Source organism: Streptomyces sp. NPDC102406 (assembly GCF_044765725.1).
Taxonomy (GTDB): domain Bacteria; phylum Actinomycetota; class Actinomycetes; order Streptomycetales; family Streptomycetaceae; genus Streptomyces.
On sequence record NZ_JBIWKP010000015.1, the window covers coordinates 72,618 to 98,060 of the forward strand.

At 72.0% G+C, this 25,443-nt stretch carries 27 protein-coding genes and 1 riboswitch; of the genes, 8 read left to right on the plus strand and 19 right to left on the minus strand.

Annotated features, from left to right (window positions below; translation table 11 throughout):
• Positions 1 to 575: 575 nt before the first annotated feature.
• Positions 576 to 1,733, minus strand: a complete 1,158-nt coding sequence (locus ACIRF8_RS34710) for an ROK family transcriptional regulator (protein ID WP_404221686.1) — start codon at positions 1,731 to 1,733, stop codon at positions 576 to 578.
• A 345-nt stretch (positions 1,734 to 2,078) separates the two neighbouring features.
• Between ACIRF8_RS34710 and ACIRF8_RS34715 the strand changes: the two genes are divergently transcribed.
• Entirely contained in the window at positions 2,079 to 2,498 is a 420-nt protein-coding gene (locus ACIRF8_RS34715) for a hypothetical protein (RefSeq protein WP_404221688.1), read from the plus strand.
• Between the two features lie 120 nt (positions 2,499 to 2,618).
• Positions 2,619 to 3,425, plus strand: coding sequence for an SAM-dependent methyltransferase (locus tag ACIRF8_RS34720; RefSeq protein ID WP_404221690.1), 807 nt, complete (start codon positions 2,619 to 2,621; stop codon positions 3,423 to 3,425).
• Here the strand turns inward: ACIRF8_RS34720 and mug are convergent, their stop codons facing one another.
• The 3 genes from mug to ACIRF8_RS34735 all read right to left on the minus strand — a co-directional run bounded on the left by mug (position 3,426) and on the right by ACIRF8_RS34735 (position 6,318).
• The gene (mug, locus tag ACIRF8_RS34725; RefSeq protein ID WP_404221778.1) at positions 3,426 to 3,977 is read right to left on the minus strand and encodes a G/U mismatch-specific DNA glycosylase; all 552 of its coding nucleotides are present in this window, start codon (positions 3,975 to 3,977) and stop codon (positions 3,426 to 3,428) included.
• 5 nt (positions 3,978 to 3,982) lie between these two features.
• On the minus strand, positions 3,983 to 5,431 hold the full coding sequence (purB, locus tag ACIRF8_RS34730; protein ID WP_404221692.1) for an adenylosuccinate lyase: 1,449 nt from the start codon (positions 5,429 to 5,431) through the stop codon (positions 3,983 to 3,985).
• A 113-nt stretch (positions 5,432 to 5,544) separates the two neighbouring features.
• Positions 5,545 to 6,318 carry an SGNH/GDSL hydrolase family protein gene (locus ACIRF8_RS34735; RefSeq protein WP_404221694.1) on the minus strand — a complete coding sequence of 258 codons (774 nt, stop codon included), beginning with the start codon at positions 6,316 to 6,318 and terminating at the stop codon, positions 5,545 to 5,547.
• A 120-nt stretch (positions 6,319 to 6,438) separates the two neighbouring features.
• On the opposite strand from ACIRF8_RS34735, the gene ACIRF8_RS34740 reads away from it, so the two are divergent.
• Positions 6,439 to 6,702: a holin gene (locus tag ACIRF8_RS34740; protein ID WP_404221696.1), complete on the plus strand. Its 264-nt coding sequence runs from the start codon at positions 6,439 to 6,441 to the stop codon at positions 6,700 to 6,702.
• Positions 6,703 to 6,722: 20 nt separating this feature from the next.
• Here the strand turns inward: ACIRF8_RS34740 and ACIRF8_RS34745 are convergent, their stop codons facing one another.
• The 9 genes from ACIRF8_RS34745 to bioB all read right to left on the minus strand — a co-directional run bounded on the left by ACIRF8_RS34745 (position 6,723) and on the right by bioB (position 17,486).
• Positions 6,723 to 7,736, minus strand: coding sequence for a hemolysin family protein (locus tag ACIRF8_RS34745; protein WP_404221698.1), 1,014 nt, complete (start codon positions 7,734 to 7,736; stop codon positions 6,723 to 6,725).
• A complete protein-coding gene (locus ACIRF8_RS34750; protein WP_404221700.1) occupies positions 7,733 to 9,067 on the minus strand; it encodes a hemolysin family protein in 1,335 nt (444 codons plus the stop codon). The genes ACIRF8_RS34745 and ACIRF8_RS34750 overlap by 4 nt, the downstream gene beginning before the upstream one ends.
• A 197-nt stretch (positions 9,068 to 9,264) precedes the next feature.
• Positions 9,265 to 9,693, minus strand: coding sequence for a GNAT family N-acetyltransferase (locus ACIRF8_RS34755; protein WP_404221702.1), 429 nt, complete (start codon positions 9,691 to 9,693; stop codon positions 9,265 to 9,267).
• A gap of 92 nt (positions 9,694 to 9,785) precedes the next feature.
• The gene (locus tag ACIRF8_RS34760; RefSeq protein ID WP_404221704.1) at positions 9,786 to 12,350 is read right to left on the minus strand and encodes an ABC transporter permease; all 2,565 of its coding nucleotides are present in this window, start codon (positions 12,348 to 12,350) and stop codon (positions 9,786 to 9,788) included.
• 2 nt (positions 12,351 to 12,352) lie between these two features.
• Complete coding sequence (locus tag ACIRF8_RS34765; protein ID WP_404221707.1) at positions 12,353 to 13,141, minus strand: ABC transporter ATP-binding protein; 789 nt, start codon at positions 13,139 to 13,141, stop codon at positions 12,353 to 12,355.
• Positions 13,142 to 13,274: 133 nt separating this feature from the next.
• On the minus strand, positions 13,275 to 13,973 hold the full coding sequence (locus tag ACIRF8_RS34770) for a class I SAM-dependent methyltransferase (RefSeq protein WP_404221710.1): 699 nt from the start codon (positions 13,971 to 13,973) through the stop codon (positions 13,275 to 13,277).
• Between the two features lie 362 nt (positions 13,974 to 14,335).
• On the minus strand, positions 14,336 to 15,070 hold the full coding sequence (gene bioD / locus ACIRF8_RS34775; protein ID WP_404221712.1) for a dethiobiotin synthase: 735 nt from the start codon (positions 15,068 to 15,070) through the stop codon (positions 14,336 to 14,338).
• Positions 15,071 to 15,076: 6 nt separating this feature from the next.
• Positions 15,077 to 16,354, minus strand: coding sequence for an adenosylmethionine--8-amino-7-oxononanoate transaminase (locus ACIRF8_RS34780; RefSeq protein ID WP_404221714.1), 1,278 nt, complete (start codon positions 16,352 to 16,354; stop codon positions 15,077 to 15,079).
• On the minus strand, positions 16,347 to 17,486 hold the full coding sequence (gene bioB / locus ACIRF8_RS34785) for a biotin synthase BioB (protein ID WP_404221716.1): 1,140 nt from the start codon (positions 17,484 to 17,486) through the stop codon (positions 16,347 to 16,349). The genes ACIRF8_RS34780 and bioB overlap by 8 nt, the downstream gene beginning before the upstream one ends.
• A 143-nt stretch (positions 17,487 to 17,629) precedes the next feature.
• Between bioB and ACIRF8_RS34790 the strand changes: the two genes are divergently transcribed.
• Complete coding sequence (locus ACIRF8_RS34790) at positions 17,630 to 18,802, plus strand: 8-amino-7-oxononanoate synthase (RefSeq protein WP_404221718.1); 1,173 nt, start codon at positions 17,630 to 17,632, stop codon at positions 18,800 to 18,802.
• On the opposite strand, the gene ACIRF8_RS34795 is transcribed toward ACIRF8_RS34790, so the two are convergent.
• Both ACIRF8_RS34795 and ACIRF8_RS34800 read right to left on the minus strand, forming a co-directional pair.
• Positions 18,783 to 19,016, minus strand: a complete 234-nt coding sequence (locus tag ACIRF8_RS34795; RefSeq protein ID WP_404221720.1) for a DUF397 domain-containing protein — start codon at positions 19,014 to 19,016, stop codon at positions 18,783 to 18,785. The genes ACIRF8_RS34790 and ACIRF8_RS34795 overlap by 20 nt on opposite strands.
• A gap of 59 nt (positions 19,017 to 19,075) precedes the next feature.
• Positions 19,076 to 19,927: a helix-turn-helix domain-containing protein gene (locus ACIRF8_RS34800; RefSeq protein ID WP_404221722.1), complete on the minus strand. Its 852-nt coding sequence runs from the start codon at positions 19,925 to 19,927 to the stop codon at positions 19,076 to 19,078.
• 285 nt (positions 19,928 to 20,212) lie between these two features.
• On the opposite strand from ACIRF8_RS34800, the gene ACIRF8_RS34805 reads away from it, so the two are divergent.
• The gene (locus ACIRF8_RS34805; RefSeq protein ID WP_404221724.1) at positions 20,213 to 20,671 is read left to right on the plus strand and encodes an ATP-binding protein; all 459 of its coding nucleotides are present in this window, start codon (positions 20,213 to 20,215) and stop codon (positions 20,669 to 20,671) included.
• A gap of 80 nt (positions 20,672 to 20,751) precedes the next feature.
• Here the strand turns inward: ACIRF8_RS34805 and ACIRF8_RS34810 are convergent, their stop codons facing one another.
• From ACIRF8_RS34810 to ACIRF8_RS34820, 3 genes are all read right to left on the minus strand, one after another.
• Positions 20,752 to 21,225, minus strand: coding sequence for a C40 family peptidase (locus tag ACIRF8_RS34810; RefSeq protein ID WP_404221726.1), 474 nt, complete (start codon positions 21,223 to 21,225; stop codon positions 20,752 to 20,754).
• Between the two features lie 3 nt (positions 21,226 to 21,228).
• A riboswitch (cyclic di-AMP (ydaO/yuaA leader) is annotated at positions 21,229 to 21,417 on the minus strand.
• A gap of 338 nt (positions 21,418 to 21,755) precedes the next feature.
• Entirely contained in the window at positions 21,756 to 22,064 is a 309-nt protein-coding gene (locus ACIRF8_RS34815) for a hypothetical protein (RefSeq protein ID WP_404221728.1), read from the minus strand.
• A 7-nt stretch (positions 22,065 to 22,071) separates the two neighbouring features.
• Complete coding sequence (locus tag ACIRF8_RS34820; protein WP_404221730.1) at positions 22,072 to 22,707, minus strand: ATP-dependent Clp protease proteolytic subunit; 636 nt, start codon at positions 22,705 to 22,707, stop codon at positions 22,072 to 22,074.
• A 61-nt stretch (positions 22,708 to 22,768) separates the two neighbouring features.
• On the opposite strand from ACIRF8_RS34820, the gene ACIRF8_RS34825 reads away from it, so the two are divergent.
• On the plus strand, positions 22,769 to 23,059 hold the full coding sequence (locus ACIRF8_RS34825) for a type II toxin-antitoxin system Phd/YefM family antitoxin (RefSeq protein WP_404221732.1): 291 nt from the start codon (positions 22,769 to 22,771) through the stop codon (positions 23,057 to 23,059).
• Between the two features lie 30 nt (positions 23,060 to 23,089).
• Here ACIRF8_RS34825 and ACIRF8_RS34830 read toward each other — a convergent pair whose 3' ends face one another.
• Positions 23,090 to 24,064, minus strand: coding sequence for an ABC transporter permease (locus tag ACIRF8_RS34830; RefSeq protein WP_404221734.1), 975 nt, complete (start codon positions 24,062 to 24,064; stop codon positions 23,090 to 23,092).
• Between the two features lie 244 nt (positions 24,065 to 24,308).
• On the opposite strand from ACIRF8_RS34830, the gene ACIRF8_RS34835 reads away from it, so the two are divergent.
• Both ACIRF8_RS34835 and ACIRF8_RS34840 read left to right on the plus strand, forming a co-directional pair.
• Positions 24,309 to 24,929, plus strand: coding sequence for a TetR/AcrR family transcriptional regulator (locus ACIRF8_RS34835; RefSeq protein ID WP_404221736.1), 621 nt, complete (start codon positions 24,309 to 24,311; stop codon positions 24,927 to 24,929).
• A gap of 198 nt (positions 24,930 to 25,127) precedes the next feature.
• Positions 25,128 to 25,430, plus strand: a complete 303-nt coding sequence (locus ACIRF8_RS34840) for an urease subunit gamma (protein WP_404221780.1) — start codon at positions 25,128 to 25,130, stop codon at positions 25,428 to 25,430.
• The last annotated feature ends 13 nt before the right edge of the window (positions 25,431 to 25,443 follow it).

The window sequence follows — 25,443 nt, forward strand, 5'->3', positions numbered from 1 at the left end:
GGGGTGCATGGTCGGTCCCGTCAGGGGCGCGGGGGACGGCGTGTTCGGCCACGGATGGCGGCGGGCCGCAGTGAGTCGGTGCGCCCGCCGCTCCGGGTGCGGCGCGCGGGTTCATGGGGTGCATGGTCGGTCCCGTCAGGGGCGCGGGGAGCGGCGTGTTCGGCCACGGATGGCGGCGGGCCGCAGTGAGTCGGTGCGCCCGCCGTTCCGGGCGTGGCGCGCGGGTTCATGGGGTGCATGGTCGGTCCCGCTAGGGGCGCGGGGAGCGGCGTGTTCGGCCATGGAGGGCGGCGGGCCGCAAGGAGTCGGTGCGCCCGTCGTTCCGGGCGTGGCGCGCGGGTTCATGGGGCTCATGGTCGGTTCCGCCAGGGGCGGGGGAGCGGCGTGCTCGGCCACGGGGGGCGGCGGGCCGCGATGAGTCGGTGCGCCCGTCGTTCCGGGCGTGGCGCGCGGGTTCATGGGGTGCATGGTCGGTCCCGCCAGGGGCGCGGGGAGCGGCGCGCTCAGCCACGCACGACGGTCAGCCGCACAACACGACCACCCGCTCCCCCTGCGAAGGCGCCCCGGGGCACGCCTCATCGCCGCCCCGACACCGTCCCCTCCGTGGCGAACAACTGCGCCTCCACATGATCCAACGCAAGCCGCAGCGCCCCGGTGGCCACAGCCGCCTCCCCGAGCAGCGACAGGGTCACCCGCGGCGGTCGCAGGCAGTACCGTTCCAGTTCGCGCCGCAGCGGATCGAGCACCCCGTCCAGCCCGGCGGCCCACCCGCCGACCACGACGAGCTCCGGATCGAGCGCCAGGACCAGCGCCGCGACATCGTGCACGAGGCGCTGGATGAACCGCTCCATCGCGGCCCCGGCCCGCTCGTCACCCTCCCGCGCCAGCGCGAACACCTTCGCCACGGCCGGCTCGTCCAACGGGTGCAGCGGCTCGTCCGTCGTCGACAGCAGCGCCTCGGGCCGCACCTCACGGCCCAGCAGGTGCAGCGCCCCGATCTCCCCGGCGGCGCCCCCGTACCCCCGGTGCAGCCGTCCGCCGATGAGTGAACCGGCCCCGGGGCTGAGCCCCGCCAGCACGAACACCATGTCGTCCGAATCGACCCCGGCGCCCTTCCAGTGCTCGGCGACGGCCGCCGTGTTGGCGTCGTTCTCCACGATCACCGGGCACTTGAAGGAGCGCCGCAGCCGCTCGCCGAGAGGCAGCCCCGTCCACCCCGGCAGGGCGGTACCGAGCCGCACCGTGCCGTCGGCCTCCACGATGCCAGGACTGCCCACCCCGACCGCCCGCAGCGAACTACGGGCCACCCCGGCGCGCCGCAGCAGATCCGCGACGGTCCCGCGCAGCCGCTCGATGCGCTCCTCCGCGGGCGCGGCCTCGTCGACGTCCTTGGAGGCCGAGCCGAGAATCCTGCCGTCGAGCGCGGAGAGCACCGCGGCGACCCGGTGCGGCCCGATCTCCAGACCGAGCAGATGCCCCGCCTCGGCGCGGAAGCGGAACTTCCGCGCGGGCCGTCCCTGGCGCCGGGCACCCGGTTCCTCGACGGCGGTCTCCACGACGAGCCCGGCCTCGATCAGCCCCTCGACGACGCCTTCCACGGTGGGCCGCGACAACCCGGTCACCTGCGTGATCTCCGTGAGCGTCGCGACATCCGTGGAGCGCAGCGCATGGAGCACGACGGCCGAGTTGATCCGCCTGAGCAGAGAGGGATCCCCGCCGGTGAGCTGCCCCAACGTCCGTCCTCCCAGCAGTTGCGCGTGTTCGCCGGATGGTACTCGGCGAGGCCGACACCGGCGAGAGCCGGGTGCACTTCTGGGGCACCGAGTGCTCACCCGCGCGGCGCTCGAAACGGACGAAACGCCGTTCCGTGCGATGCGCGGCTCCAGCGCGCGGCTGCCCGCCACCGGCGAAGGCCACTGCACCGCGGCGGGCACCATCGCCGCAGCCCGGAATCCCGTCCCCCCGAACTCGCCGGGGGACACGACCCTTTCCGGGCCGCCCCGGTCGACAAGCCGTGCGCGGCCCCGCCCCTGACGGGCAGTCGGCCCGTTGTCAGTGGTGGCCGCTTTACTGGACCCATGAACATCGCGGAGCAACTCGCGACGATCGACCTGCTGTGGACCGGCCCTTTCCCGGACGAGCACGGCAGGTCCGTCGCGGGCTGGGGCGGCCCCGGGTTCCTCACCGCCGAGCTGACCGAGCACCAGGGAGCGCGCGACCTCGCCGAGGCCCAGGCGGACGCCGACCGCGACGGCCTGTCCGCGCTGCTCACGGCCCGCTGGGGGGAGCCGTACCGGCTGAGCCTGTGGAGCGTGCACGTCCGGGCCATGGAGCACGGCGAGGAGATACCCGAGCCCTGGGGCTGGCTCAGCGCCTGCGCCCAGGACCTGCACCTGTGGAGCGTCGGCGAGCGATGGGTGGCCCTCGCCGTGTCCCGGCAGGGCGACGAGCAGCCGTACCAGCTCCTCGCCGTGGTCACGGATGTCGCCCCGCCGTGACCGCCCGCGGCGCGCGACCGGGGAACTCCCGTGCCACTATGGGATCTTGAGCCTGGCTCGACCTTCGACTCGACCCCGACAGGCTCCTCCCCACCTCGGACACGGCATGAAGGAGAGCACATGAGCGACGACAGCGCGCAGCAGCCGGGGGAGCGGATCGCCAGCCACATCGCGCACAACGCCCGTGTGTGGAACTACTGGCTGGGCGGCAAGGACCACTACGAGGTGGACGAGAAGGTGGGGGACATGGTGACGTCCATGTACCCGAGCATCGGCGAAGTCGCCCGCGCCGACCGCGCCTTCCTCGGCCGCGCCGTGCGCTTCCTCGCGCAAGAGGCGGGCATCCGCCAGTTCCTCGACATCGGCACGGGCCTGCCGACCGTGGACAACACGCACGAGGTCGCCCAGCGCATCGCGCCCGACGCCCGCATCGTCTACGTCGACAACGACCCGATCGTCCTCACCCATGCCCGCGCCCTGCTGACCAGCTCCGAGCAGGGTGCCACGCACTACGTGGACGCCGACGCCCACGACCCGTGCGCCATCGTCGAGGCCGCGTCACAGACCCTCGACTTCGAGCGGCCCGTCGCGGTGATGCTCCTCGGCATCCTGAACTTCGTCCTCGACACCGACGAGGCGACCGCGATCGTGCGCCGCCTCGTCGACGCGATCCCCTCGGGCAGCTACGTCGTCCTGACCCACCCGACCCTGGAGCTGGGCGGGGAGGGCAACGAGGCGGCGATGACGTTCTGGAACGAGAACGCGACGCCCCCCATCACCGCCCGCACCGGCGCCGAGGTCATGGCGTTCCTCGACGGCCTGGAGCTCGTCGAGCCCGGGCTCGTCTCCTGCGCCCGCTGGCGCACCGAAGGCACCGAGGAGGGCCCGCTGGTCGCCCAGTACGGGGTGGTGGCCCGCAAGCCGTAGCTACGCGGGCAGGTCGGGGGAGGACGCGGCGGCGCGCAGCCGGGCGAACTCCTCCGCCATCGTCGCCGTCGTCCAATGCGCGTTCAGGCCGCTGGGGTTGGGCAACGCCCACACCCGGGCTCCGCCGATCGTCCGCTCCTGCGGCCCGATACGCGCCTTGGGCTCCCGGAACGCCGAGCGGTACGCGGTCACGCCCACCACCGCGAGCCACCGGGGCCGCAGCCGCGCGACCTTCTCCTCCAGGATCCGGCCGCCCTCCACGTACTCCTCGGCGCTCAACTCGTCGGCCCGCGCCGTGGCCCGCGCGACCACGTTCGTGATGCCGAGCCCGTACGACAGCAACTCCTGCTGCTCCGCGGGCAGAAGCCGCCGGGGTGTGAACCCGGACAGATGCAGCACGGGCCAGAAACGGTTGCCGGGCCGCGCGAAGTGCTGCCCGGTCGCCGCCGACGTCAGCCCCGGATTGATCCCGCAGAACAGCACGGAGAGGCCGCTCGCGACGACGTCCGGCACAAGACGGTCGCGAGCGGCCTCCAGGTCCGCGGGGGTCAGGCGGGTCAGAGGATCGCCCCGGGCGTGTAACCCGCGGCCTGCGGGTGCTGCTTCACGATCTCCTCGACACGGCTCACGACCTGCTCCACCTGACCGGCGGCGGCGCCCGTGAACGACAGCTTGTCCGCCATCAGGTCGTCGAGCTGCGCCCGGTCCAGCGGGATACGGGTGTCGGCGGCCAGCTTGTCGAGCAGTTCATTGCGCTCGGCGCCCTGCTCACGCATGGCGAGGGCGGCGGCGACCGCGTTCTCCTTGATGGCCTCGTGGGCCTCCTCGCGGCCCACGCCCGCGCGCACCGACGCCATCAGCACCTTCGTCGTGGCGAGGAACGGCAGGTAGCGGTCCAACTCACGGGCGACGACGGCGGGGAACGCGCCGAACTCGTCGAGCACCGTCAGGAACGTCTCCAGCAGACCGTCGAGCGCGAAGAACGCGTCGGGCAGCGCCACCCGGCGCACCACCGAGCAGGACACGTCGCCCTCGTTCCACTGGTCGCCCGCCAGCTCCCCGGTCATCGACGCGTAACCGCGCAGAATCACCATCAGGCCGTTGACGCGCTCGCAGGAGCGGGTGTTCATCTTGTGGGGCATCGCCGACGAGCCGACCTGGCCCGGCTTGAAGCCCTCGGTGACCAGCTCGTGCCCGGCCATCAGCCGGATCGTCTTGGCCGTCGAGGAGGGCGCCGCCGCGAGCTGCACGAGAGCGGTGACGACCTCGTAGTCGAGCGAGCGCGGGTAGACCTGGCCGACCGACGTGAAGGCCTGGGAGAAGCCGAGGTGGGCGGCGATCCGCTGCTCCAGGTCCGCGAGCTTGTCCGTGCCTTCCGCGGAACCGCCGAGCAGGTCGAGCATGTCCTGCGCGGTGCCGACGGGGCCCTTGATGCCGCGCAGCGGGTAGCGGGCCAGCAGCTCCTCGACCCGGCCGTACGCGACGAGCAGCTCGTCGGTGGCGGTCGCGAAGCGCTTGCCGAGCGTGGTGGCCTGCGCCGCGACGTTGTGCGAGCGGCCCGCCATGACCAGCTCGCTGTACTCACCGGCCAGCTTGGCCAGACGCGCGAGGACGGCCACGCCGCGGTCGCGCACCAGCTCGAGGGAGAGCCGGATCTGCAACTGCTCCACGTTCTCCGTCAGGTCGCGGGAGGTCATGCCCTTGTGGACCTGCTCGTGCCCGGCGAGCGCGTTGAACTCCTCGATCCGCGCCTTCACGTCGTGCCGGGTGACCTTCTCGCGCTCGGCGATCGAGGCCAGGTCGACCTGGTCGAGCACCCGCTCGTAGTCGGCGATCGCCGCGTCCGGCACCTCGATCCCGAGGTCCTTCTGGGCCTTCAGCACGGCGAGCCAGAGCCGGCGCTCCAGCTTCACCTTCTCCTCGGGCGACCAGAGGGTGGCGAGCTCGGCGGAGGCATAGCGTCCGGCGAGAACGTTCGGGATACGGGGCTTGGCAGGCGCAGTCACGTGTACGGAGTTTACCGGGCGTCCCTACAGGCTCCGCACCACCCGTCTGCTGGAGGAACCTACAGGTCAACGGGGTCGGGCCCGCGGGTTTCGCGCGGGCCCGACCCCGTCGCTCAGTCTTGTGTCCAGGGCAGCAGTTCGGGCCGCTTGGGCGGGCGGCCGTCGCCCGATGAGCGGCCCGTCAGCCTGCGGCCGATCCACGGCACCAGATGCTGCCGGGCGAAGCGGGCGTCGGCCACGCGGCGGGACAGCCAGCCCGCGGGCAGCGCGGCCTCCAGCGGGGTGCGCCAGTCCTCCTCCGCCTCGTGGCCGAGGGCCTGCCACACCGCCTCGGCGATCCGCCGATGGCCCTCCGCCGTCGGATGCAGCCGGTCCACGTCCCACATCCGCTGGTCCCCGAGCACGGGCACCCCGTACAGATCGACGACGACGGCGCCGTGCCGGGCGGCGAGGTCGTCGACGCAGGCGTACAGCTCCTCCATCCGCGGGCGGAAACGCTCCATCACCGGGCCGTTGCGCCCGGGGCTGCGCATCAGGACGAGCTGCCGGCACGAGGGGGCGAGCTTCTCGACCGCCTCCGTGAGCAGATCCCGCACCCGCACCATGTCGCACTTGGGGCGCAAGGTGTCATTGAGACCGCCGACGAGCGTCACCACGTCGGCGTTCATGGCGGCGGCCACGTCGACCTGCTCGTCGACGATCTGCTGGATGAGCTTGCCGCGCACGGCGAGGTTCGCGTACCGGAAACCGGGGGTGCGCGCCGCCATGCGGGCGGCCAGCAGGTCGGCCCAACCGCGGTAGGAACCATCGGGGAGCAGGTCCGACATGCCCTCGGTGAAGGAGTCGCCGACCGCGACGAGACTGGTGTATTCGGCATTCATCTGCATGGCGGCAGAAATCGTATCCCGGCCGCCGAGGGGCGCGTACGCGGCAGGTATGGGCAGCGGCCCCGGACGGCGGTATGCCGGGAACACACACCGCAGCACCACGTCACGGGGGAGTGCACCATGTGGGACCGATCCTTCTGGAAAGCCACCGCGGAACGCGCCGTACGGACCTTCGCCCAGGCCCTGGCCGCCGTCCTCGTCGCCGGGGCGACCAACCTGTTCGACGTCGACTGGGCCGGGGCGCTCGGCACCGCCGCCCTCGCCACCGTCCTCGCCGTCCTCACCGCCGTCGGCGCCGCGGGCGTCGGCGCGCGGGGACCGGGCGTCCTGGAGACCCCCACCGAGGGTGGAACGCACTCCCACGGCGGACCCGCTCCCCGCTGATCGCCAAGCCCCCTACCGCCTCACACGGGCTGCCCGAACAGCTCGCGCAGCACATCCTCCATGGTCACCATGCCGGCGAGCCGGCCGTCCGCGCCGAGGACCGCCGCCACATGCGTACGGCTGCCGCGCATGGCCGTGAGCACGTCGTCCAGCGGCGTGCTCTCCCGCACGCGCGCGATGGACCGCATGTCCGGCACCCGGAACGGCAGATCGCGGGGCATGGCGTCCAGCGCGTCCTTCACATGCAGATAGCCGACGATGCGCCGCCCCTCGTCCACCACGGGGAACCGCGAGAAACCGGACCGCGCCGACAGCTCCTCCAACTGCTCGGGCGTGACGCCCACGCGCGCGTAGACCACCTTCTCCAGCGGAAGGACGACGTCCTTGATGGGGCGGCGGCCCAGTTCGAGGGCGTCGTGCAGGCGCTCCTGCGCCCGGTCGTCGATCAGGCCGGCCTCGGAGGAGTCCTTGACCATGCGGGCCAGCTCGGCGTCCGAGAACGTCGCCGTGACCTCGTCCTTGACCTCCACGCGCAACAGCTTCAGGAGCCCGTTCGCGAACGCGTTCACCGTGAAGATGACCGGGCGCAGCGTCCGCGCCAGGGTCACGAGCGGCGGGCCGAGCAGCAGCGCCGAGCGCACCGGCTCGGCGAGCGCGATGTTCTTCGGCACCATCTCGCCGAGCAGCATGTGCAGATACGTGGCCACGGTCAGCGCGATCACGAACGAGATCGGGTGGACCAGGCCGTGCGGCACGCCGACGGCGTCGAACAGCGGCTCCAGGAGGTGCGCTATGGCCGGTTCGGCGACGATGCCGAGCACCAGCGTGCACAGGGTGATGCCGAGCTGTGCCGCGGCGAGCAGCGCCGACACGTGCTGGAGCCCCCACAGGACGCTGCGCGCCCGCCGGTCGCCGTCCTCGGCGTACGGCTCGATCTGGCTGCGCCGCACGGAGATCAGGGCGAACTCCGCGCCGACGAAGAAGGCGTTGACGACGAGCGTCGCCAGACCGATCAGCAACTGGATCGCGGTCATCGCGCCTCCTCCTGCGGTGTGGTGTCGGTGAGCGGGGCGTGCAGCAGGACGCGGGCGGCGCGGTGGCCGCGCGCGTCCACGACGTCGAGCCGCCAGCCGGTGACCTCGACGCTGTCGCCGACGTCGGGGATGCGGCCCAGCTCGGCGGCGACGAGGCCGGCCAGCGTCTCGTACGGCCCGTCCGGCACCCGCAGCCCCACGCGCGCGAGCTGGTCGGTGCGGGCGGCGCCGTCGGCCGAGTACAGCGTGCGGCCCTCCTCGTCGGTGCCCGCGGCGGCGATGTCGGGGGTCTCGTGCGGGTCGTGCTCGTCGCGGACCTCGCCGACGACCTCCTCGACGATGTCCTCCAGGGTGGCGACACCGGCGGTGCCGCCGTACTCGTCGATGACGACGGCCATGGTCCGCTTGCCGGACAGCCGGTCGAGCAGCCGGTCCACGGTCAGCGACTCGGGGACGAGCAGCGGCTCGCGCAGCAGCTCGGACACGCGCTTGCGGGGCCGCTGCTCGGCGGGGACCGCCAGCACGTCCTTGATGTGCGCGACGCCCACGACGGAGTCGAGGTTGCCGCGGTAGACGGGGAAGCGGGACAACCCCGTCGCCCGCGTCGCGTTCGCCACGTCCTCACAGGTGGCCTGGAGATCGAGGGCCATGACCTGGACACGGGGCGTCATCACGTTCTCGGCGGTCAGGTCGGCCAGGTTGAGCGTGCGGACGAACAGCTCCGCGGTGTCCGCCTCCAGCGCGCCCTCCTTCGCGGAGTGCCGGGCGAGCGCCATCAGCTCCTGCGGTCCGCGCGCGGAGGCCAGCTCCTCGGTGGGCTCGATGCCGAAGCGGCGCACCATGCGGTTCGCGGTGTTGTTGAGATGCGTGATGAACGGGCGGAACGCCGCGCTGAACCAGCGCTGCGGCGTCGCCACCCGCTTGGCGACGGCCAGCGGCGAGGAGATCGCCCAGTTCTTCGGCACCAGCTCGCCCACGACCATGAGGAACACGGTCGACAGGGCGGTACCGAGTACCAGGGCGACCGAGGTCGACGCCGAGCCCGGGACGCCGATCGCCTCGAGCGGACCGGCGATGAGCTTGGCGATGGACGGCTCGGCGAGCATGCCGACGACCAGATTGGTGACGGTGATGCCGAGCTGTGCGCCGGAGAGCTGGAAGGTCAGGTTCCGGGCGGCCTTGAGGGCGCCGGACGCGCCGCGCTCACCGCGCTCGACGGCGCGTTCCAGGTCGCCGCGCTGGACGGTGGTGAGCGAGAACTCCGCCGCGACGAAGGCGCCGCAGGCCAGTGACAGCAGCACGGCGACGGCGAGCAGGAGGACTTCGGTCATCGGGTCACCTCCGTCCCATAATCGGCCAGGGGCGGACGTGATGCGCGCTCGCGTGGACCGCGCAGGGGGATGGACCGGGTACTGGGGGGCTCGCCCATGGGCGGACGCTCACACCTTTCGCTGAAGTTCGGATGACCCCTCCATGGTAAAGGATCGGCAAAGCGGGGTCGGTGTCAGGTACGAGGAGCCCGCCGGGGTCACTGCGCGGCCAACGGCTTGACCCAGCGGGACCACTGCGGCTCGGGCGCGTACCCGGCGGCCCGCCACGCGGAGTGCGCCCGCTCGTTGCGGTCCAGGACCATCGCGTCGCCGCGCCGCCCGCCGAGCGCCACGAACCGTTCCTCCGCCGCGGCCAGCAGCGCCGACCCGATGCCCTGCCGACGGGCGTCCGGGCGCACCGCGAGCCGGTACAGGTGGCACCGCCAGCCGTCGAACCCGGCGATCACCGTGCCCACGAGATCCCCGCCGCGCTCCGCGAGCAGCAGGGCTTGCGGGTCCCGGGCGACCAGGCGCTCCACGCCCGCTCGGTCGTCGCTGATGCTGGTGCCCTCGGCGGCCGTCCTCCAGAACGCCAGCACGGCATCGAGATCGGTGGGGGACGCGGACCGGATACGAAGATCGTTCATGGTCCGATCCCAGCACCGGCCGGCCCCGGCGCGCCGCCCTTTCCACATGGCGGACGCCCCGTCGGCCCCGCGCGGCACGCGTGTCCCTCCGGTCACTCGTGCGCGATCGCCGCCAGTACGTTCATCCGGGACGCCCGCAACGCGGGCAGCAGCGCCGCCGCGAGCCCCACGAGCACCGAACCGACCACCACGGCGGCGATCGTCCCCCAGGGGATCGCCAGCGCCTCCATGCCCTCCAGCGCGAGAACCTGGTGGGCGGCCACGCCCCACACCAGGCCGAGCGCCAGCCCGAGGACCGCGCCGAACACCGCGATCACCACCGACTCAAGGCGGATCATGCGCCGCAACTGCCGCCGCGCGAGACCGATCGCCCGCAGCAGCCCGATCTCCCGGGTGCGCTCCACCACCGACAGGGCCAGCGTGTTGACCACGCCGAGCACCGCGATGACGATGGCGAGGCCGAGCAGCGCGTACACGAGGTACAGCAGCACCGCGATCTGGTCGTGGACGAGCTTCTTGTAGTCGGCCAGGTCTCGCACCTGTACCTGCGGATACGGGTCGAGTGTCTTCTCCAGGCGTGCGCGCAGCGTGTCGGGCGAGGTGCCGGGCGCCGCGTTGACGTACACCGCCGAGTCCTGGCCGCCCGGCACGTACCGCTCCAGCGTGGCGAGCCCCATGAAGAAGCCGCCCTGCATGCCGAAGCCGCCGCCCTCCTGGTCGGTGAGGGCGCCCACCGTGAAGTCGGCGCGCCGCCCGCCGGGCAGCTCCACGGGCAGCACACTGCCCACCCGCGCCCCGTGGTCGTCCGCGAACTCCTTCTGCAACGCGAGATGCCGGGGGGCCAGCGCCACCGCCGTACCCCCGCGCGCATACGGCACGTGCGCGACGTCGTCGAGCCGCCGCTCGTACCCCGCCGCGGTCGTCTCGACGCGCTTGCCGTCCGGCATACGGACCGCGAGCGGTGTGAAGCGCTGCCGTACGACGACGCCGACACCGTCGGTGGACTCGATCTTCCGGGTCACTTCCCGCGGGAACGGCAGGAAATTGGCGTTCTGCACGGTGAAGTCGGAGCCGAGCGTCTTGTCGATCTGCTCGTCGAACGACTTGCTCATCGAGGCGCTCGCCACCGACATGCCCGCCACCAGCGCGAGCCCCACCATCAACGCACCCGCCGTGGCGCCCGTGCGCCGCGGATTGCGCAGGGCGTTGCGCTGGCTCATCCGCCCGACCGAACCGAACACGGCGGGGAACGCGGCGCCGAGCACCCGGATCACGGGACGCACGAGCAGCGGCCCCGCGATCACCGTCGCGAGCAGCGTCAGCACGATCCCGAGCGCCAGCAGCGAACCGGCCGTGCCGGTCCTCGTCGCGGTCGCGCACCCGACGAGCGCGGCCACGCCCGCCGCGCCGACCGCCAGACCCACGATCGTACGTACCCGCAACGGCCGGCCCGTCCCGGCGATCTCGGCGTCGGCGAGCGCCGCCATGGGGGAGACGCGGGCCGCCCGCCGTGAGGGCAGGTACGCGGCCACGAAGGTGACGCCGACCCCGACCACGAACGCGGCGACCGGCGTACCCCAACCCACCACCATCTCAGTGGACTTGAGGTTCATCCCGAAGACGCCCATGAGTTTGATGAGACCCGCGGCGAGCGCGACCCCGACCCCGAGCCCGACGGCGGAGCCGACGAGGCCGAGCAGTACCGCCTCCGTCAGCACCGACCGCCGCACCTGCCGCCGGTCGGCGCCGAGCGCCCGCAACAGCCCCAACTCCCGTGTCCGCTGGGCGATCAGCATCGAGAACGTATTGACGATCAGGAACACACCGACCAGGACGGCGATCCCCGCGAAACCCAGCATGACGTACTTGATGATGTCGAGGAACCCGCCCAGATCCTCCACCGCCGACTTCGCGTCCTCATCGGCTGTCTTCAACTCGTAGGAGGTGCCGAGCCGTTGGGCGATGTTCTGCTTGAGGCGCGCGTCGCTCACGCCGTCCGCCGCGTCGACCGAGATGCTCGTCGCCCGACCGGTCCCGCCGAGCAGACGGCGCTGCGCGGTGCGCGTGTCGAGGAACACCAGGGCCGCGCCCGGGTTGGTGGTGCGGTACGTCGCGATCCCGACGACCCGGACCTCGAACGAGCCCGGCCGCGCCATGACGGTGAGCGTGTCCCCGATGTCCACGTGCTTCTTGTCGGCGGTGTCCGCGTCGAGCAGCGCCTCACCGTCACGGCGCGGCGCGTGGCCCGACGTCAGCCGGACCGGGCTGCGCTCGGTCGGCTCCCAGTTGGTGGCGATGGTCGGGGCGCCACTGGTCGACCCGACCGACTTGTGGCGCCGGTCCACTACCGTGATGTTCTCGACCCCGGCGTCCACATGGGTCGCGGCGACCCCCTCGACCGTCCTGATCCGGGCGGCGAGCGACGCGGGCACGGTACGCACCTCGCCGGACGGCACCGCCTCGCTGAGGTCGTCCTCCTTCGGGCTCACCCGCACGTCCGCCGAGGTCGAGGCGAACAGCCGGTCGAAGGTACGGGCCACCGTGTCCGAGAAGATCAGACTGCCCGCGACGAACGCCACGGACAGCACCACCGCGAGCGCCGACAGCACCAGGCGCCCCTTGTGCGCGAGGAAGCTGCGCAACGTCGCCCGCAGCACGACTAACGCTCCGGGTCGTGCCGGTCGTGCCGGTCGTCCCGCGCGCCCCGGGCGGCGGCGACGTCGAACCGCTTCATCCGCTCCAGGACCGCCTCCGGCGTCGGTGCGCGCATCTCGTCCACCAGCCGCCCGTCACCGAGGAAGAGCACCAGGTCGGCGTGGGCCGCCGCACCCGGGTCGTGCGTCACCATCACCACGCTCTGCCCGAGCCCGTCGACCGCCTCGCGCAGGAACCCGAGCACCTCGAGACCCGCCCGCGAGTCCAGGTTCCCCGTCGGCTCGTCCGCGAAGATCAGCTCGGGCCGGGCCGCGAGGGCCCGCGCGCACGCCACCCGCTGCTGCTGCCCGCCGGACAACTGCGCCGGCCGGTGCTTCAGCCGGTCCCGGAGCCCCAGCGTGTCGATGACCTGGTCCAGCCACTTCGCGTCCGGTGACTTGCCCGCGATGTCCATGGGCAGCGTGATGTTCTCCGCCGCGTTCAGCGTGGGGATGAGGTTGAAGGACTGGAACATGAACCCGATGCGGTCGCGCCGCAACCGGGTCAGCTCACGGTCCTTGAGCCCCGTGATCTCCGTGTCGCCCAGCCACACCTGTCCCGCGGAGACGGTGTCCAGGCCCGCCAGGCAGTGCATCAGCGTGGACTTGCCGGAGCCCGAAGGGCCCATCACCGCCGTGAAGCGGCCCCGCGCGATGTCCACGTCCACCGCGTCCAGCGCGAGCACCTGGGTCTCACCGGAGCCGTACGCCTTGGTCAGACCCCTGGCCCGCGCCGCGACCACATCCGTGACCACACCCGCATCCCCCACCCCAACTCCCTTACATCGTAAGTCAGTTGTGCTGCGTGTCGGGTACGAGGATAGCCCGCGGCGACGCGTCCCGAGGGTTCTGGGCGGCACGTGTCGGATCGCCCGACCGCGTCCCTCGCTACACCTCGCTCAGCTCCGGCCGGCGCGCCACCCCGAGCACGCAGTACGACGTGGGCAGCCGGGGCCCCCGCTCCGGCATCGTCAGCGCCCGGTACGAGCCCACGTCGAACCCGGCGTCCCGCAACGCGCCCACCGTGTCCCGCCCCACATGACAGCCCCCGAAAAGCCGTGGCCACACCGTGCGGTCCAGCACCGCCTGCACGCCCCGCATGCCGCGCCCCGGCGCCCGTACGTGCTCGAAGAACCGCACCTCACCGCCCGGCCGCACCACCCTGCGCACCTCGGCCAGCGTCCGGGCCACGTCGCGCACGCTGCACAGCACGATCGACAGCACGACCGCGTCGTACCCCTCGCTCTTCACCGGCAGCGCCTCCGCCGCCCCCGGCACGACGTCCACCGGAACCTCCGCGCGCTGCGCCGCCTCGACCGCCAACTGCCGCAGCACCCGCTCCGGTTCGATGGCGACGACCTCGGAGACGGCGCGCGGGTAGTACGCGAAGTTCAACCCGTTGCCCGCACCGACCTCGATGACCCGCCCCGAAAGACCGCGCAGCAACTCGCCGCGCACCGGGGCCATCGACGGCTCGGCCCGTTCGCTGAACCGGGCGTAGTACCGGGCGAACAGGGGATGACTCACCACGTCGTACGACGCGCGCCGCGCCGATTTCTTCCCCCGGGACGGATGCCGGTCCACCATGGGACCCTCCTAGGCCGTTTCGAAGATCCTGCCTGCCCTTCGGGCGGTCGACGGACCTTCGAGGCCCGCCCCGGACCGCTCCGACCGGTCACGCCGATTCTTCCCCCGTGCGACCGCCCTGAACGGAACGCGCGGGCCGGACCCGCACGCCCAGGGGTGTTGCGAACGTCCTGTCGTCCGCCCGAAGGGCGTGCCTCGCGGCGTCCGGTGCGTGCGATCGCAAGGCGCCGGGGCGTCCTCATGGCGGAGCTGCGCGGGCGATCCGGCAACGCCGCTGGGGGTCCCCCTGCTCGAAGAGCTTGGGGGAGTGCGTGCCAGGCGCCGCGCGGCGGGCAGGACTTGCGCAACACGCCCCAGCCCCGTCACCCGGCCCGCCGCGCGAACTCCTCCCCGTCCCAGGACCCGCCCAGCTCGGCGCCGAGCCACTGGGCGGCCCGCGCCCGGAACGCGGCGGCAGGCAGCGCCCCGGCCCCTGCCGGAACCGCCCCGACCAGCGGCGCCCCCGCCACCCGGGGCAGATCCCCGACGTTGCAGCGCTCCGCGAGCCCCGGCTCCCGAGGCCAACTGCCGATGACGACACCCGCCTGCGCAAGGCCCCGGGCCCGCAGCGCCTCGGCCGTCAGTTGGACGGAGTTCAACGTGCCGAGGCCCGCCTGCGCGACCACCAGGACGGGCGCCCCGAGCAGCCGCGCCGCGTCGGCCAGCGACGCCCCCTCCGCGTCGAAGTGGACCAGAAGACCGCCCGCGCCCTCGACCAGCACCAGATCGTGCGAGGCCGCCAACTCGAGCGCCGCCTCGGCGACCTCGGCGGGCCGCACCGGCGCGAGTCCGGCCCGTGCCGCGGCCGTCCCCGGCGCCAGTGGCTCCGGGTAACGGGCCAGCTCGACCGGTGTCACCGCCCCGCCCGCGAGCCGCGCCACCTCGTCGGCGTCCCCCGGCTCACCCGGCGCCAGACCGGTCTGCGCGGGCTTGAGCACCGCCACCGACCGCCCGGCCCGCACCGCGACCGCGGCGACCGCGGCCGTCGTCACCGTCTTGCCGATCTCGGTCCCGGTCCCCGTCACCACCAGCACCTTCGCGTCCGGCACACCCGGCATACCCACTCATCCCTCCCGCGCGGCGGCACACACCGCGCGCCCGATCCGTGCCAGGTCCTCGTCCCCGGTGACGTACGGCGGCATCGTGTAGACGAGGTCCCGGAACGGCCGCAGCCAGACCCCTTCGGCGACCGCCGCCCGTGTCGCCGCCGCCATGTCCACCTCATGGTCCAACTGGACCACCCCGATGGCACCGAAGACCCGTACCTCGCGAACCCCCGGCAGCTCCGCGGCCTCTGCCAGGGCGTCATGCAGCCCGTTCTCGATCCGCTTGACCTCCGCCCGCCAGTCCTGGCCGAGCAACAGGTCGATCGACGCGCAGGCCACCGCCGCTGCCAGCGGATTGCCCATGAACGTCGGCCCGTGCGCGAGCACCGGCACCTCGCCCCGCGAGATCCCCTCGGCCACCCGCGTCGTGCAGAGCGTCGCCGCCAGCGTCAGATAACCGCCGGTCAGCGCCTTGCCCACGCACATCACATCCGGCGTCACCGCGGCGTGCCCGGCCGCGAACAGCGCGCCCGTCCGCCCGAACCCAGTGGCGATCTCGTCGAACACGAGCAGCACGTCGTGCGCGTCGCACGCCTCGCGCAGCACCCGCAGATACGCGGGGGAGTGGAACCGCATCCCGCCCGCCCCCTGCACCACCGGCTCCACGACGACCGCCGCCAGCTCGTGAGCGTGCCGCCCGATCAGCTCCCGCAGATGCTCCGCGTACGACTCCTCGTACGCGCTCGGCGGCGCGTCCGCGAAGACCTGCCGCGGGAGCACCCCGGACCACAGCCCGTGCATCCCGCCCTCCGGGTCGCACACGGACATCGGCTGCCAGGTGTCCCCGTGGTAGCCGCCGCGCCAGGTGAGCATCCGCCGCTTCTCGGGCCGGCCGAGCGAGCGCCAGTACTGGAGGCACATCTTGAGCGCGACCTCCACCGACACCGAGCCCGAGTCGGCGAGGAACACATGCTCCAAGCCCTCGGGTGACATGTCGACAAGGCGCTTCGTGAGCCGGACGGCGGGCTCGTGCGTGAGCCCGCCGAACATCACATGGCTCATCCGCTCCAACTGGCCGCGGGCCGCCTCGTTCAGCACCGGGTGGTTGTAGCCGTGGATCGCCGACCACCACGACGACATGCCGTCGACCAGCTCCCCGTGCCCGGCGATCCGCAGCCGCACCCCGGCCGCCGACTCGACGACCAGGGGCTGCTGCCGACCCGGCATGGGGCCGTACGGGTGCCAGACGTGCTGCCGGTCCAGGGCCAGCAGCTCGTCCACGTGCGCGTCAGGCATTGGGCGCGACATCCGTCCCCGCGCCCCGGCGACGTACGGCCACGAGGTCGGTACGCGCCTGCGACGCCTCCGGTACCTCCGCCGCGTCCTTGGCCGGCCCCTCGGCGCAGACCGCGCCGCACCCGCCGCCCCGGTGCTCGGGCAGCGTCACCTCGTCGGCGCCCTCCACCTCGAACCCGGCGTCCGCGATCATCTCCAGGTCCGCCCGGCCCGCCTGCCCCTCACTCGTCAGGTAGTCGCCCAGGAAGATGGAGTTGGCGATGTGCAGGGCCAGCGGCTGCATCGAGCGCAGATGCACCTCGCGCCCGCCCGCGATCCGCACCTCCACGTCCGGGCAGACGAAGCGGACCATGGCCAGAATCCGCAGACAGCGCTGCGGCGTCAGGTTCCACTCCTTGGCCAGCGGAGTCCCCTCGAAGGGGATCAGGAAGTTGACCGGAACCGAGTCCGGGTCCAGCGCACGCAGCCCGAACACCACGTCGACCAGGTCCTCGTCGCTCTCGCCCATGCCCGCGATCAGCCCGGAACAGGCCGACAGACCGGCCGCGTGCGCCTTTCGTACGGTGTCGACCCGGTCCGCGTAGGTGTGCGTCGTCGTGATGTCGCCGTACGTGGCCTCGGACGTGTTCAGGTTGTGGTTGTACGCGTCGGCGCCCGCCCCGCGCAGCCGCTCGGCCTGCCCGTCGGAGAGCAGGCCGAGACAGGCGCACACCTCGACGTCCGCGTTCTCGGACTTGATCGCGTCGATCGTCCGCGCGACGCGGTCCACGTCCTTGTCGGTCGGACCGCGCCCGCTCGCCACCAGACAGACCCGCTTGGCGCCGCCCGCGACCCCCGCGGCAGCCGCCCTGGACGCCTCGTCGGGCTTGAGCCAGGTGTACTTGAGGATCTCCGCCTTCGAGCCGAGGCGCTGCGAACAGTACGAGCAGTCCTCCGGGCAGAGCCCCGACTTCAGGTTCACCAGATAGTTGAGCTTGACCCGGCGCCCGAACCAGGTGCGGCGCACCTTGCCGGCCGCCGCCACCACGTCGAGCAGGTCGTCGTCCGACGTCGCCAGCACGGCGAGCGCCTCTTCACGGCTCGGCAGCTCGCGCCGAAGCCCCTTGTCCACCAGCGTGTTCAGCAGGTCCATGGCGTCAGATCCTTGCCTATCGGGCCGCTCCCGCGAAAGGAGACTTCGTACAAAGGACCGTGTTCGACGTGTGGGTATTACCACACCCTGACCTGGTGGCGGCCCGACTAGGGTCTGTGCGTTACCTACAAACAGAGGGAGTCATGGCCACAGCCCCCACCCGCGCCTTCGGCTGGCTCGACGAGCAGCGCCGCACCCGCGAGGCCGCCGGACTCGTCCGCACCCTGCGCCCCCGCCCGGCCGACTCCCCGCTGCTCGACCTCGCCGGCAACGACTACCTGGGTCTGACCCGCCACCCCGAGGTCGTCGAGGGCGCCGCGGAGGCCGCGCGCCGCTGGGGAGGCGGGGCGACCGGCTCCCGTCTGGTGACCGGCACCACCGAACTGCACACCTGCCTGGAACGCGAACTGGCGGAGTTTTGCGGCTTCGAGGCCGCGCTCGTACTGTCCTCCGGCTACGCGGCGAACCTGGCGGCCGTCACCGCGCTGGCCCCGCACGGCACGCTGATCGTCTCCGACGCGGCCAACCACGCCTCCCTCATCGACGGTTGCCGCCTGGCCCGCGGCACCACCCAGGTCGTGCCGCACGCCGACCCCGCCGCCGTGCGCAAGACGCTCGACGCCCACGAGGGGCCTGCCGTCGTCGTCTCGGACACCGTCTTCTCCGTCGACGGCGACCAGGCTCCCCTGCGGGAACTCGCTTTCGCCTCCCGGGAGTTCGGGGCCGGACTGATCGTCGACGACGCGCACGGCCTGGGCGTGCTCGGCGCGGGCGGTCGCGGCACCCCGCACGCGGCGGGTCTGGCCGGCGCACCCGACACCGTCGCCACCGTCACGCTCTCCAAGTCCCTGGGCAGTCAGGGCGGCGCCGTCCTCGGCCCGGCCCACGTCATCGACCATCTCGTCAACGCGGCCCGCCCGTTCATCTTCGACACCGGGCTCGCCCCGGCCGCGGTCGGTGCCGCGCTGGCCGCTCTGCGTCTGCTGCGCCGCGAACCCGGGCGCGCGGAGCGGACCCGCGACGTGGCGACGACCCTGCATCGACTGCTCACGGCGCAGGGCATGGTGGCCGCGCGGCCGGACGCGGCGGTGGTCTCCGTGCGGGCACCCTCGCCCGACGAGGCGGTGCGCTGGGCCGCGGACTGTCGCGCGGCGGGCATCGCGGTGGGCTGCTTCCGCCCGCCGTCCGTGCCGGACGGCATCTCACGGCTGCGGCTGACCGCCCGCGCCGACCTCACCGACGCGCAACTCGGCGAGGCCGTGCGGGTGATCGGCGCAGCGGCTCCCGACGAAGCGTTCAGCGCAGCGAGTCGATGAACTCCCTCCAGGCGTCGGGTGCGAAGAGCAGGGCGGGCCCCGAAGTGTTCTTCGAGTCACGGACGCCCATCAGTCCGGTCGTGGGCCCCGAGGTCAGGGGGGCTGTCTCGACGCAGTTGTTGGCGCCGGTGCTGCGGCTGCTGCGCCGCCACCGGGCGCCGCTCAGCGACAGACTTGAGGGAACGGAAGGAACGTACCGAGGCAGTGCATTCATGGTGCCCCCTTACGCGGTGCCGGGCCCGGGGCGAGGTGTCGGCGTCCTCGTCCACTGGGCTATCCGGCGATCTGTCCGATGAATTCCAACGAGTCCTCGGGTGACAAAGCGCGGAGGAGAAGAGCATCGAAGGCGTCCGTGTACGCCTCCAGGTCTTCTTTCCGCTCGAGGTAGAGGCTACTCGTCAAATGGTCGAGAACAACCACATCCAGATCAGATGTGTTCGGAAATGAGAACACTACGAAAGGGCCGGTGAGGCCGATGTGGCCACCTGTCGAAAAAGGGAGCACCTGAATTTGGACATGGGGCATCTGCGCCGCCTCGGCCAGATGTGCCAACTGTCGCCGCAGGATGCCGGATCCGCCCACTTCGCGCCGGAGCACCCCTTCGTCGAGCACCGCGCTCAGACGCAGCGGCGGCCGCGCCCGCAGCACGTCCTGCCGTGCGAGCCGCACCTCCACCAGCGCCTCGATGTGCTCCTCCGGCATCCCGGTCAGCACGGAACGCGTCACCGCCCGCGCGTACTCGGGCGTCTGCAAAAGCCCCGGTACCACGCTCGTCTCCAGCGTCCGGATACGACACGCCTGCGACTCCAGGCTGATGAAATCCCGGTAGGACGGCGGCAGCAATCCCCGATAGGCGTGCCACCAGTGCTGCCCGGAGGAGTCCTCCGCGCCCGCCAACGCGACCACGAGTTCACGCTGTCGCGGATTGCGTGTCTCGAACGCGTCGAGCAACCGCAGCACGTCCGACGGCTTCACGCCACTGCGACCTGTCTCGATCCGGCTCACCTTCGACTGGTGCCAGCCGACCAGACGGGCGGCCTCACCACTGGTCAACCCGGCCTGCACGCGCAGCGAACGCAGCTCCGCACCGAGTTTGCGACGGCGCACCGCGGGACCGTACTTCATGCCGACTCCTCCACGCTCCTCGGGCCTCACGGCCGGGCTCCTCCCAGGCCCGTGCCACATGGCCTCTGAGCAGACGGTAGAGGAACCGGCGAGCGCTCGCCCAAATACGGTCTACCGTCGCAGAGTTCACCGCTTCGAGCGACAGATATATGCATATCTTGAGGGATCCGCACCACGGGAGGGCAACCAAGTGGCAGTCTGCTGCGAAGCAGAAGTCGGAGGCCGCACGCCAGCGAACCGCCAGAGTCGCAGGCGCGGCCCCGGTGGGAAAGGGACGACGTCGCCATGGCAGACCACCAGGAAGCATCCGTCACGCTGCCGAGCGATCCCGCCTCGGTCTCCGCGGCCCGCAGGTATGTGAGCAAGGTCCTGGCGGACTGGGGGATGCCGCGGGACAGCGACGCCGCCGACACGGTCCGCCTGATCGTCTCGGAGCTCGCGACCAACGCCGTGCAGCACACCCTCGGCCAGTCGCCCACCTTCACCGTCGACGTGGAACTCGAACGCGACGAACAGCTCCGCATCGGCGTCACCGACAGCCACCCGCGCTACCCCAGGCGACTGCCCGCCGCCGTCCAGCAGGACAACGGACGCGGCATGGTGATCATCCGCTGTCTCACCGCCGAGTGCGGCGGACGGCTCTCGGTCTCGCCCACCCCGGAGGGCGGCAAGACCGTGTGGATCTCGCTGCCCTGGATCATCGGCATGAACGGGGGCGACGCCCAGCCGCTCCCCGCCTGTTGACGCGCCCCCGGCTCCTCACCGGCAGCACCCGGGTACGGGCCCGGCGCCCGGCCCGCCCCGAGATCACTGTGCGGCGCGCCTCAGCGCACCCGGCCGTACCAGACGCTCCGCGTCCAGATCTTCTGTAGACGCACTACGTCCCCGGTCTTCGGGGAGTGCCAGATCCGTCCCTTCCCGGCGTAGATGCCGACGTGGTAGACGCTCCGGCCCGAGTGGAAGAAGACCAGGTCACCCGTCTTGCGGTGGGACGGGGCGACATGGCGGGTCTTGTTGTACTGCTGAGCGGCGGTGCGCGGCAGCTTCTTGCCCGCCCGCTTGAACGAGTAGAGCGTCAGGCCCGAGCAGTCGAACCGGTGCGGCCCCGTGGCGCCCCACTTGTACGGCGCTCCCTTCTTGGAGGCCGCGACCTTCAATGCCTTGGTCGAGACCGCCGCCGCCGACGCCTCGGACGCGGCGCCCGGCACCATGATTCCGGCACCGGCGACGGCGAGCGTCAGCGCCGACGCGGTACCCGCCCGGGTCAGCAGCGAGGGAACACGATTGAGCGCAGTCATGCGCAACCCTTCGTCAGCCGCCTGTGAAGGATGACCTGTCGGGTTCGGACAGGCGAAGATGCCCGGCCGCTCACGCGGCTTCACCCCAAGGGCCACTCGGGCACCCTCTCCGTCGAGAGGGGCCGGCGACCCGTCGTGCCTGGGTCCTCCACTCCTGCCGATGCACTTCTGTCGACCTGGCATCCGTGCGGCGGCAGGACTCGGCGTCCGCACGGACCGCCCCGCCGCGGCGGCGGGGGCTTGTCGTCGGAAGGGATCTTCACGCACATGAGGCGCGGAAGCCGAGTCGAACCGGCGGTAAGTGAGGCTCCTCACGCTTGACCCGTTCAGGTGGACAGTGCGGCTTTCGGACCCCTGCCGCGACCCCTGACCACCCTCGTACCAGCGGCGGAACATCTCGTTCCGGTCGCCGCGTACCGCCGGTGCGCAACTCCGACCAGCCCGAATATGGAGCAATGTCTACGCCGATCGGTGGTACCCCATCTGGGTCGTTTGGGCCTGCAAGCAGACAGTGCGCCCGAGCCGTGACTTCAACTGACCGTTTCTGGTGGCAAAGCGACCCTCTGTGTTCGCCTTTCACCGTCGAGGACGCGTAGGGCCCGGGCCAGGGTTGCCGCGTGCACCTCGCTCTCACCGCGCCGGTGCATCAACTCCAGGGCGTCCCGGAGCGCCGCGGCCCGGCTGACGAGCGCCTGCGCCGCACGCAGCCCCCGGTAGGTGTCGTCGCCGCGTGCCGGATTGATGCGCGCCACCAGGTCGACCACCGCCAGATAGCCGTCCACCAGGTCACCCTCGGCCCGGGTCAGCGCGGGCAGCGGCGGCAGTTCGGAGGGGTGCACCAGCACATCACCTCCCGTCCCGCGCGCCGAGCGCGGCCTTGCGGCTCCGCACCACCCCGTCCACCAGGCCGTACTCCAGGGCCTGCCGCGCGTCCAGCACCGTCTCCCGCTCGATGTCCCGGCCCACCTGCTCCTTGTCCCGGCCCGAGTGCCGGGCGAGCAAGTCCTCCACCTGGTCGCGCATGCGCACCATCTCGCGCGCCTGGATCTCCAGGTCGCTGGGTTGTCCCCGGGTCGGCTCGGGCAGCGCCGGCTGGTCGAGCACGACGCGGGCGCCGGGGAGCATCATCCGCTTCCCCGGCGCCCCGGCGGCGAGCAGCACCGCGGCGACGGACGCGGCCTGCCCCAGGCAGGTCGTCTCCACCTCGCACCTGACGTACCGCATCGTGTCGTAGATCGCCGTCATCGCGCTGAACGAGCCGCCGGGGGAGTTGATGTACAGCGAGATGTCCTGGTCGGGCGCCGCGTGCTCCAGGTGCATGAACTGCGCCATCACATCGTTGGCGGACGTGTCGTCGATCGGCGTCCCGAGAAAGACGACGCGCTCCTCCAGGAGCTTGGAGTACGGATCGAGCGTGCGGTGGCCCGCGGTCGTGCGCTCCGTGAACTCGGGCAGGACATGGCGGCCGGACGGACTGGTCATGCGTTCGCCTCCTGTGCGCTGTAAAAAATGTACAGGACGTACGTCACGTACGATGGGGAGCATGGCCTACGAGATTCCGGTGACGCAAGCCAGGGCTGAACTCGCCGACCTGATCAACCGCGTCGTCTACGGCGCGGAGCGCGTCGTCGTCACCCGGCACGGCAAGCCGCTCGTCGCCCTCGTCTCCGCCGCTGACCTGGAACGACTCGAAGCGCTCGGCGAACCCGCAGCCGAGCCGGAGCAGGCCCCGACGGTCACCTCGGTCTCCCGCCTGGGCTCCGCCCCGTCCGCTCCGGGCGAACGGCAGAGGTTCGGCATCACGGCGGAACACCGCGGACCGGAGGTCCGTTAGGGACTGTCTGGCCGTCCCCGCCAGGGTCTCTCACCCGACAGGCAACGCTGCCTGCTTCGCCGAGGCCGACTCGGTCGCCGCCGCGTCCTGCCGTCGCCCGCGAAGCGCTCCGAGCAGTACGGCCGTCAGCCCGAGCAGGGCCCACACGGCGAGCGTCAGCGCCGGTGCCGCCGCCCTCGCCCCGTCGAAGTAGGCCACGGAGCGCAGTAGCGTCCCCCCGGCGCCGGGCGGCAGCAACTGGCCGAGCGCGCCGACCGGTTCGGGCAGCAACTGCGGCGCCGAGGCCACACCGGAGAACGGGTTGCCGAGGAGCACCATCGTCAGCGCGCCCACACCGATGCCCGCCGGGCCCAGCAGCGCCGCGCACCCGGCCACCGTCGCCGCCACCGCGAGCGAGGACAGGGCCAACACCCCGGCCTCCGCCCACCAGTCACCCGTCAGGACACCGAGCCAGGTGTGCGTCAGCGCGGCGGCCACGACGCCCACCACGGCCGCCGCCACCAACAGGGTGACGACCGCGCGCACCCCGCGCAGCCGCAGCGCCGTCACGATCGCGCCTCCCGCGACCCCGGCCAGGGCCAGCGGCAGCACGCTCGAACTCAGCGCGGCACCACGAGGATCGCCCGCGGGCGCAGGCACCACGTCGACCGTCGTCACCTTCGCGCGCTCGGGCGCCCGCTCCGCCACGGCCTGCCGCAACAACTGCGCCACGACCGGGCTCGCCGCCGACGCCGTCAACAACCGCAGCCCGTCGGGTGCGGCCACCACCGCCCCGTATACGACCCGGCCCTCGATCGCCGCACGGGCGGCCCTCTCGTCGGCGTACCGGTGTACGTCGAAAGCCCCTTCCCGGGCCCGCAGTTGCTCGGCCAGAGGGGTCGTCGCGGCGACGGGTCCCGCGACGCCGATCGGGAGCTCACGCGGCGCGGTCCGCGCCGCCGGCCAGGCGAACGCCCACAGAGCCAGCGCCGCGATCAGCGGCACGAGCACCGCCACGGCAAGCATCGTGCGGCCGTGCGGAGGGGCAGGGGAGGAGGAGGGGTTTGAGGGGAGTGAGAGGGAGGGTGGAGTGGGTGTGGACATGGGGTCTCCAGCGGTGGGACGGGGTGGATAGGGGCTGGTATCGACTGGGGCCTGGAGGGGCGGCTGGGGGACGTCGGAGAATGAGCGTTCGTTTTACGCTCCGTCCTCACCTTCTTGGCCGGGTGGCGACTTGTCAAGAAGGAATGTTCGTTCTACGTTGAAGGCCATGGCCCGCGTATCCCAGGAACACCTTGACGCCCGCCGCCGCCAGATCATGGACGGCGCCGCGCTCTGCTTCGCACGCAACGGATTCCACGCCACGTCGATGCAGGACGTCCTGAAGGAGGTGGACCTCTCGGCGGGCGCTGTCTACCGCTACTTCCGCGGCAAGGACGAACTGATCCACGCCATCGTCACGGAGGTGCTGGAGGACGTGCGGCTCGCGTTCGAGGCGACCGGCGGACAGACGCCGCCCCCGCCGCCGTACGAACTCATCGGCACCGTCATGGCCCAGATGCTGCGGGAGCGGCCGGGGCTGCGGGTCGACGGAGTGTCCTACTTCCCGCGCCTCTTGGTGCAGGTATGGACGGAGACCCTGCGCAACGATGAGCTTTCCGCCGTCATCCAGGACGGCTACGGCAAGGTGCGCGCGGTCTGGGTCACGATCGTCAAGGGGTATCAGGAAGCCGGGACGATGCGTGCCGACGCCGACCCGGACGCCGTCGCGCGCACGCTGATCGCCGCGGCGCAGGGATTCCTCGCCCAGCAGGCGCTCTTCGGGGAGACGCCGGTCGAGACGCTCCAGATCGGCCTGCGGGGCCTGATGAGTATGGGCGAGGTCAGTTGAGGGCAATGCGGCGGTCAAGCGATGGTTAACCTCGTTGAAACTCCGCCCAACTAGCCTGCGCCGCACGTCACCAGGGGTTTTGGTAACCGGGGTGCGCAAGATCGTGCGCACTTCTTGTGTGTTACATCTATACCCGTCGCGGTGGCCGCGGCAGCCGGGCCCCGCACGGTCCGGAGCGAAGGACTTGAGGTGGGACGCGTGCAACTGACCCCGCACGAGCAGGAAAGACTGCTCATCCATGTGGCCGCCGACGTGGCCGACAAACGCCGGGCCCGGGGTCTGAAGCTCAATCACCCCGAGGCGATCGCCCTGATCACCTCGCACGTCCTCGAAGGCGCCCGCGACGGCCGCACCGTCGCCGAACTCATGTCCTCCGGGCGCACGGTGCTCACCCGGGACGACGTCATGGAGGGCATCCCCGAAATGATCCACGACGTCCAGGTCGAGGCGACCTTCCCGGACGGCACCAAACTCGTCACCGTCCACGAGCCCATCGTCTGACGGGGCCGCAACC

Coding starts and splice junctions, on each gene's coding strand:
- ACIRF8_RS34800 (WP_404221722.1), bottom strand. CDS start 19,927: ATGAAGTACGGTCCCGCGGTGCGCCGTCGCAAACTCGGTGCGGAGCTG.
- ACIRF8_RS34720 (WP_404221690.1), top strand. CDS start 2,619: ATGAGCGACGACAGCGCGCAGCAGCCGGGGGAGCGGATCGCCAGCCAC.
- ACIRF8_RS34795 (WP_404221720.1), bottom strand. CDS start 19,016: ATGAATGCACTGCCTCGGTACGTTCCTTCCGTTCCCTCAAGTCTGTCG.
- ACIRF8_RS34740 (WP_404221696.1), top strand. CDS start 6,439: ATGTGGGACCGATCCTTCTGGAAAGCCACCGCGGAACGCGCCGTACGG.
- ACIRF8_RS34780 (WP_404221714.1), bottom strand. CDS start 16,354: ATGCCTGACGCGCACGTGGACGAGCTGCTGGCCCTGGACCGGCAGCAC.
- ACIRF8_RS34735 (WP_404221694.1), bottom strand. CDS start 6,318: ATGCAGATGAATGCCGAATACACCAGTCTCGTCGCGGTCGGCGACTCC.
- ACIRF8_RS34755 (WP_404221702.1), bottom strand. CDS start 9,693: ATGAACGATCTTCGTATCCGGTCCGCGTCCCCCACCGATCTCGATGCC.
- ACIRF8_RS34745 (WP_404221698.1), bottom strand. CDS start 7,736: ATGACCGCGATCCAGTTGCTGATCGGTCTGGCGACGCTCGTCGTCAAC.
- ACIRF8_RS34770 (WP_404221710.1), bottom strand. CDS start 13,973: ATGGTGGACCGGCATCCGTCCCGGGGGAAGAAATCGGCGCGGCGCGCG.
- bioB (WP_404221716.1), bottom strand. CDS start 17,486: ATGGACCTGCTGAACACGCTGGTGGACAAGGGGCTTCGGCGCGAGCTG.
- ACIRF8_RS34825 (WP_404221732.1), top strand. CDS start 22,769: ATGGCCTACGAGATTCCGGTGACGCAAGCCAGGGCTGAACTCGCCGAC.
- ACIRF8_RS34790 (WP_404221718.1), top strand. CDS start 17,630: ATGGCCACAGCCCCCACCCGCGCCTTCGGCTGGCTCGACGAGCAGCGC.
- ACIRF8_RS34835 (WP_404221736.1), top strand. CDS start 24,309: ATGGCCCGCGTATCCCAGGAACACCTTGACGCCCGCCGCCGCCAGATC.
- ACIRF8_RS34830 (WP_404221734.1), bottom strand. CDS start 24,064: ATGCTTGCCGTGGCGGTGCTCGTGCCGCTGATCGCGGCGCTGGCTCTG.
- bioD (WP_404221712.1), bottom strand. CDS start 15,070: ATGCCGGGTGTGCCGGACGCGAAGGTGCTGGTGGTGACGGGGACCGGG.
- ACIRF8_RS34715 (WP_404221688.1), top strand. CDS start 2,079: ATGAACATCGCGGAGCAACTCGCGACGATCGACCTGCTGTGGACCGGC.
- ACIRF8_RS34820 (WP_404221730.1), bottom strand. CDS start 22,707: ATGACCAGTCCGTCCGGCCGCCATGTCCTGCCCGAGTTCACGGAGCGC.
- ACIRF8_RS34805 (WP_404221724.1), top strand. CDS start 20,213: ATGGCAGACCACCAGGAAGCATCCGTCACGCTGCCGAGCGATCCCGCC.
- ACIRF8_RS34750 (WP_404221700.1), bottom strand. CDS start 9,067: ATGACCGAAGTCCTCCTGCTCGCCGTCGCCGTGCTGCTGTCACTGGCC.
- ACIRF8_RS34810 (WP_404221726.1), bottom strand. CDS start 21,225: ATGACTGCGCTCAATCGTGTTCCCTCGCTGCTGACCCGGGCGGGTACC.